Here is a 5,166-nt window from a genome sequence, read left to right as displayed (position 1 = left end):
TTATGAAATATATACTTTTGAAAAAAATAGTAATAATAACCAATAATGGATAAGTTTATTATATTTTATTTAACTATATGGTAAAATAAGTTTAATAGTAAAAGGGGGAAGCATTATGAAAGCTAAAATACTTATGTTAGGAACATATCATTTTGGTAGCTGTGGGGAGCATCTGATAGAAAATAATCCAAAGAATATTATGAGTGATAAAAAACAAAAGGAGCTTAAAGAGTTAATAGATAAATTACTAAAATTTAATCCTAATAAAATAGCAGTTGAAAAAGATAAAGATAAGGAAGATGAATTAAATAGAATATACTTTAGATATCTAAAAAATGGAATAATTACAGAAAATAACATTTTAGAGAATAAAAGTGAAGTAGCTCAAATTGGATTTAGACTAGGTAAGGCTTTAAATCATGAAAAAATTTATCCACTAGATAAAGGGGTAAATTTACCAATGGAATGGTTAGAATATTGTGAAGATAATGAACCAAAAGTGTATAAAAGCTTTATGAATATAATTAATAAATTAGATAATGAAGATAAAGAAGACTATGAAAACTTAACTGTATTAGAAATGTTTAAAAAAATGAATGATACTACAAATATAAATAATGTGCATAGTGATTTATATTTGTATCCTAATCAAGTTGGTGCAGGAAGCAATTATTATGGCGTAGATTCTCTTGTTGAATGGTATAGAAGAAATCTATATATTTTTAGTAACCTTCAAAAAATTGCTAAAGAAAATGATAGAATATTAGTTATATATGGAGCGGGACATTGTAAAATTTTAAGAGATTTTATAGAGGATTATAATGAGTTTGAGCTAGTAGATGCATCAGATTATTTAAAATAATATACTTTAAAATTTTAAATTTAAATGAAAATGAATATGCATGTAGATCTTTTATTAATTATAAAATTATATAGGATTAAATGTATACCTAAAATAGTATAATTAAGTTTATTATAAATTTTAAGATTAATACATTAGAATAAGACTAATTATCTATAGGAGGAAATAAGTTTTGAAAATAACTATAATACATGGAAGTCAAAGAAAAGGAAATACTGAAAAAACTATTGAAATAGTAGAAAAAAGTTTAAATTCCATTGAAAATAATGAGTTTTTTCATTTCTATTTGCCAAAGGATTTGCCAGTGTTTTGTTGCGGCTGTTTTAGATGTTTTGAAGAAGGAAGTTTTGGTGGGGAATTTTGCCCTCATAGTAAATATACACATCCTATTTTAGATGCCCTTAAAAAGTCAGATGGAATTATTATAGCATCTCCAGTTTATTCTCTTAGTGAAAGTGGACAAGTTAAAGGATTTTTAGATCATTTTGCTTGTATTTTTATGCCACATAGGCCTTTAAAAGAAATGTTTTCAAAGTCAGCTTTTATAATTTCAACAACAGCTGGATCAGGGACAAAACATTCTATAAGACCAATAGCAAGGAGTTTGAAATTTTGGGGAATCCCTAAAATATATGAATGTGGATTTAATCTTTGGGCAAAAGATTGGAGTGAAATGTCTATTAAAAAGAAGAACAAGTATGAAAAAGTTTTAGAAAAGAAATCATATGCTTTTTATAAATCAATGAAGTGTAAACAAAAGTATATTCCAGTACAAACAAAAATATTATTTAATGTATTTAAAAGATTTATTAATAGTTATCCAGATGGTAATCCAGATAAAGAATATTGGAGAGAAAATAGATGGTTACAAGGAAATAGACCTTGGAAAAGGAGTAGAAAATGATTGGATTAAAAAGGGGGGCTGTAGAGTTAAGTGATTATAAAAGTGAATGGAAACAATTATATCATATAGAAGAGAAAATAATATTATCAAAAATTAAAAAATATGTTGTAGATATACAGCATATTGGAAGTACAGCTATATCAAATATTATCTCAAAACCTATTATTGATATACTTATAGGAATAAAAGATTTTAAGGAGTTACCTAATATTATTAAAATTTTAGAGGAAAGTGGATATATTTATAGACCAGAGGCTTCTAATAATGAGAGATGTTTTTTTGTAAGAGGAACTGAAAATAGTAGAACTCATCATATACATATTGTTCAGTGGAATAGTGAGGAATGGAATAATAAGATACTGTTTAGAGACTACTTAATAAACCATGACGAAGTTGCAAAGGAGTATTGTAATTTAAAGAAAATGTTGGCTGAAAAATATAAGTATGATAGAAATAATTATACTGATGGGAAAAGTAATTTTATTAAAAATGTTATTATGAATAGCAAAGAAGAAATATAAATTTCTCAAAGTAAATATTAATATGGAGATTTAGCAATTTAATCTAAGTATATTTTATATTTATTGAAAAAATATAAATATAGTTAATATAATAATTTAAAAAGGTTTAGAATAAAAAAAAACATAAAACTTTTGTCAAAATTATATACAATTTCATAAAAAAAAGGTACTATTTTTATGGAATATTTATGACAAAGGGGAGAGTGTTTTTGAAAAATAAAAAAGGGATTATAGCTATAATAATAATTTTAATAATAAGTTGTTCTATTATTAATAGTAGCCATAAGGAAAAGCAATTTAATAATTATATGTCTCAAGTAGACAAACTTATAAGTGAGAAAAAATATGATGAAGCAAAAAAACAGTTGGATAGTGCTAAAAATATAAAAAATAATGATGAAGTAAAGGAAAAACAAAAAATAATTAACTTTAATCAAGATCAATTTAAAATTTACACTGAAAGTTTAGATTTAATAAAAAAAGAAGATTTTGATTCAGCATTAAAAAAATTAAGTGAAATAGATGAAAAAGCAGAAGACATTAAAAAGAATGCGGATGAACAAATTATAATTTGCAAACAAAAATTAATACCAATAAAAATAGATGAGGCTAAAAAATTTTTAGATAGTAAAGAATTTGATAAGGCATATAGTAAAATAAATGAGGCTGTATCTATAGATGATAATAATAAACAAGTACTTGATTTAAAAAATAGTATAAATACTAAAAAAATTGCATATGAAGAAGAACAAAAACAAATTGCTATTGCTAAAAAGGAAGAAGAGGAAAGAATAAAAAAAGAAAAGGCAAAAGAAGATAAAATAGCAAAACAAGAGCAAGTGAAAGAGGAACAAGAAACACAACAAGTGCTTAGTAATAATATTAGTGATGAAACTCATGTATATTGGACACCAAAAGGAAAATCATATCACTCATCACCAGGATGCCCAACATTATCACGAAGTAAGACTATATATGAAGGAAGTATCCAAGAAAGTGGAAAGTTTGATCCTTGCGATAGATGTATGTAATCTTTCATAGTATTTAAAGATGAAAGGAAAGTAGTTTGATAAGAATTCAAGCTACTTTTTTATTTTTATGTTCTTAATATTTTTAATTAAAAAATAAACAACATCTTTATATAAAATTGTTACTATAGATAAAGATATTAATGAAAGAATAGCTATAGTTATATTAAATTTATAAAAGCTAGAATATATAGCTAATATATAAATAGATACTATAGATATAAAGAATCTTTTTAAATGATAGTTTACTTTATAATATTTATTTGAAAAATATGTTCTTGCTATAAAAAATATTATATAGGATAAACCAGTTGAAATTGCAGCACCTTTTGCTCCATATATAGGAACTAATATAATATTACCTATAGTATTAGATATTGCTGCAACTAATGAAATATATATATGATTTTTAGTTTTCTTTTTAAAATTAATCCCTACAACTGTAGTCTCTGAAATACAGTTCATTATAGGCATAAAAACTAAGAATGGAAAAATAAAAACAGCATCTTTATAATCTTTTCCTAAAAATAATATTATGAAATCTTTAAATGCAATAATTAATATAGAAATAACTAGCATAGAAAATGATACTACTTTATTCATATTCGAAAAAAAGTCCTTATTATGTGGATTTTTATTATATTTTTCATATGAAACAGGAGTCCAAAAAGTATTAAATGTACCTTGAATTAAAGTTAAAGGAACAATAAGAAGTGTAGCGCCACTATACAAACCTACCTGTGTTGAATTAGTAAATGAGTCAATGCAAATTTTATCTATTGATTGAAAAAGTGATGTAACAGTTTGAGAAAATATAAATGGAGCTCCATATTTAATTAACTTATTTTTGTTAATAGAATTTGTAGCAATAGATTTCTTAAACCAAACATCTTTTTCAATGAATAAAGTAATTAAAGTAAGTATTACTTGTGAAAGTACTGTGGCAAGCACAACAGTTAAATAATTATTTTTATATATAAAGAAAAAATAATAACAAGTAATAAATAAGATACTTTTAAAATTACAGTTAAAAATGAATATACCTTAGATTTTTGCCTCATCCTTACTTCTAGTAGCGCAAAAGTAGATAATATTCCGAAAAATAAGTATATTATTAATAAAACTATTATAAATAGTGATTGTTTTTTTACCATCCATAAAGAAATTGGTTTATAAAATATTAAAAGAATTACACTAATTACCAAGTTGGTTTTTAGTGGGTTTTTTAAACAAATTTTAAGTAAGTCAGCTCTTTGTGATGGTTCTTCTTCTGAATAATATCTAACATAAGCATGATTTAAACCTAATAATACAAAACCTAAAATTAAATTAAAGGCGGTATTAAACATAGCCAAATGCCCCATATTAGTTGTATCAATAACTCTAGTTATAATTGGTGCTGAAATAAGACCTAGGATAGTAACAATAGCAGTTCCTACAGAAAAGCCTAATAATTTTCTTAGTAAACCCATATATATACCTCTCATACAAAAATAAAATTAACAATATTATTGCATAAAGAAGAAAAAGAATCAAATATAGCATTTAAATATAGTTTTAGTATGATTAAAATTATATATGAAAATAAAGGAACTTTTAAAAGGGAATTATTTTGAATTTTTTAGGTAGAATATTTAATGTAGCATTTTAAAGTAGATTTTATTTAATTCAAACTTTATAATTTATTATAAAAATAAGGAGTGAATAATATGTCTAAAAGTAATAAAACTAATAATTCTCCACAAAAAGGAGAAAGGAGACAAAGACTACATAAAAATCAAAATAATAGAGGCGATGAAAAGAATCCTACAGAATACACAAACTTTGAAGGAAAACCTGTAGATTAAAAAA

General features: G+C 23.9%; 7 protein-coding genes. 5 read left to right on the top strand and 2 right to left on the bottom strand.

Annotated features, from left to right (window positions below; translation table 11 throughout):
• Positions 1-115: 115 nt before the first annotated feature.
• The 4 genes from CSGHG_RS12260 (at position 116) to CSGHG_RS25095 (ending at position 3,318) form a co-directional block, all read left to right on the top strand.
• The gene (locus CSGHG_RS12260; RefSeq protein WP_010295714.1) at positions 116-862 is read left to right on the top strand and encodes a DUF5694 domain-containing protein; all 747 of its coding nucleotides are present in this window, start codon (positions 116-118) and stop codon (positions 860-862) included.
• A 172-nt stretch (positions 863-1,034) separates the two neighbouring features.
• Positions 1,035-1,766, top strand: coding sequence for a flavodoxin family protein (locus CSGHG_RS12255; RefSeq protein WP_010295710.1), 732 nt, complete (start codon positions 1,035-1,037; stop codon positions 1,764-1,766).
• Entirely contained in the window at positions 1,763-2,287 is a 525-nt protein-coding gene (locus CSGHG_RS12250) for a GrpB family protein (protein ID WP_010295707.1), read from the top strand. Before CSGHG_RS12255 ends, CSGHG_RS12250 begins: the two co-directional genes overlap by 4 nt.
• A 209-nt stretch (positions 2,288-2,496) precedes the next feature.
• The gene (locus CSGHG_RS25095; RefSeq protein ID WP_010295704.1) at positions 2,497-3,318 is read left to right on the top strand and encodes a hypothetical protein; all 822 of its coding nucleotides are present in this window, start codon (positions 2,497-2,499) and stop codon (positions 3,316-3,318) included.
• Positions 3,319-3,369: 51 nt separating this feature from the next.
• Here CSGHG_RS25095 and CSGHG_RS24680 read toward each other — a convergent pair whose 3' ends face one another.
• The gene (locus tag CSGHG_RS24680; RefSeq protein WP_328284738.1) at positions 3,370-4,293 is read right to left on the bottom strand and encodes an oligosaccharide flippase family protein; all 924 of its coding nucleotides are present in this window, start codon (positions 4,291-4,293) and stop codon (positions 3,370-3,372) included.
• The gene (locus tag CSGHG_RS24675) at positions 4,272-4,787 is read right to left on the bottom strand and encodes a lipopolysaccharide biosynthesis protein (protein WP_010295698.1); all 516 of its coding nucleotides are present in this window, start codon (positions 4,785-4,787) and stop codon (positions 4,272-4,274) included. The genes CSGHG_RS24680 and CSGHG_RS24675 overlap by 22 nt, the downstream gene beginning before the upstream one ends.
• Before the next feature lie 237 nt (positions 4,788-5,024).
• On the opposite strand from CSGHG_RS24675, the gene CSGHG_RS23715 reads away from it, so the two are divergent.
• A complete protein-coding gene (locus CSGHG_RS23715) occupies positions 5,025-5,162 on the top strand; it encodes a clostri-philic family protein (RefSeq protein ID WP_010295694.1) in 138 nt (45 codons plus the stop codon).
• The last annotated feature ends 4 nt before the right edge of the window (positions 5,163-5,166 follow it).

Source organism: Clostridium senegalense JC122 (assembly GCF_000285575.1).
Classification (GTDB): domain Bacteria; phylum Bacillota; class Clostridia; order Clostridiales; family Clostridiaceae; genus Clostridium_J; species Clostridium_J senegalense.
This window is presented reverse-complemented; position numbering and strand designations above follow the sequence as displayed.

What these genes read in the sequence shown, in the direction of transcription:
- CSGHG_RS12260 (WP_010295714.1), top strand. Translation starts at nt 116, where the DNA reads ATGAAAGCTAAAATACTTATGTTAGGAACATATCATTTTGGTAGCTGT.
- CSGHG_RS12250 (WP_010295707.1), top strand. Translation starts at nt 1,763, where the DNA reads ATGATTGGATTAAAAAGGGGGGCTGTAGAGTTAAGTGATTATAAAAGT.
- CSGHG_RS24675 (WP_010295698.1), bottom strand. Translation starts at nt 4,787, where the DNA reads ATGGGTTTACTAAGAAAATTATTAGGCTTTTCTGTAGGAACTGCTATT.
- CSGHG_RS23715 (WP_010295694.1), top strand. Translation starts at nt 5,025, where the DNA reads ATGTCTAAAAGTAATAAAACTAATAATTCTCCACAAAAAGGAGAAAGG.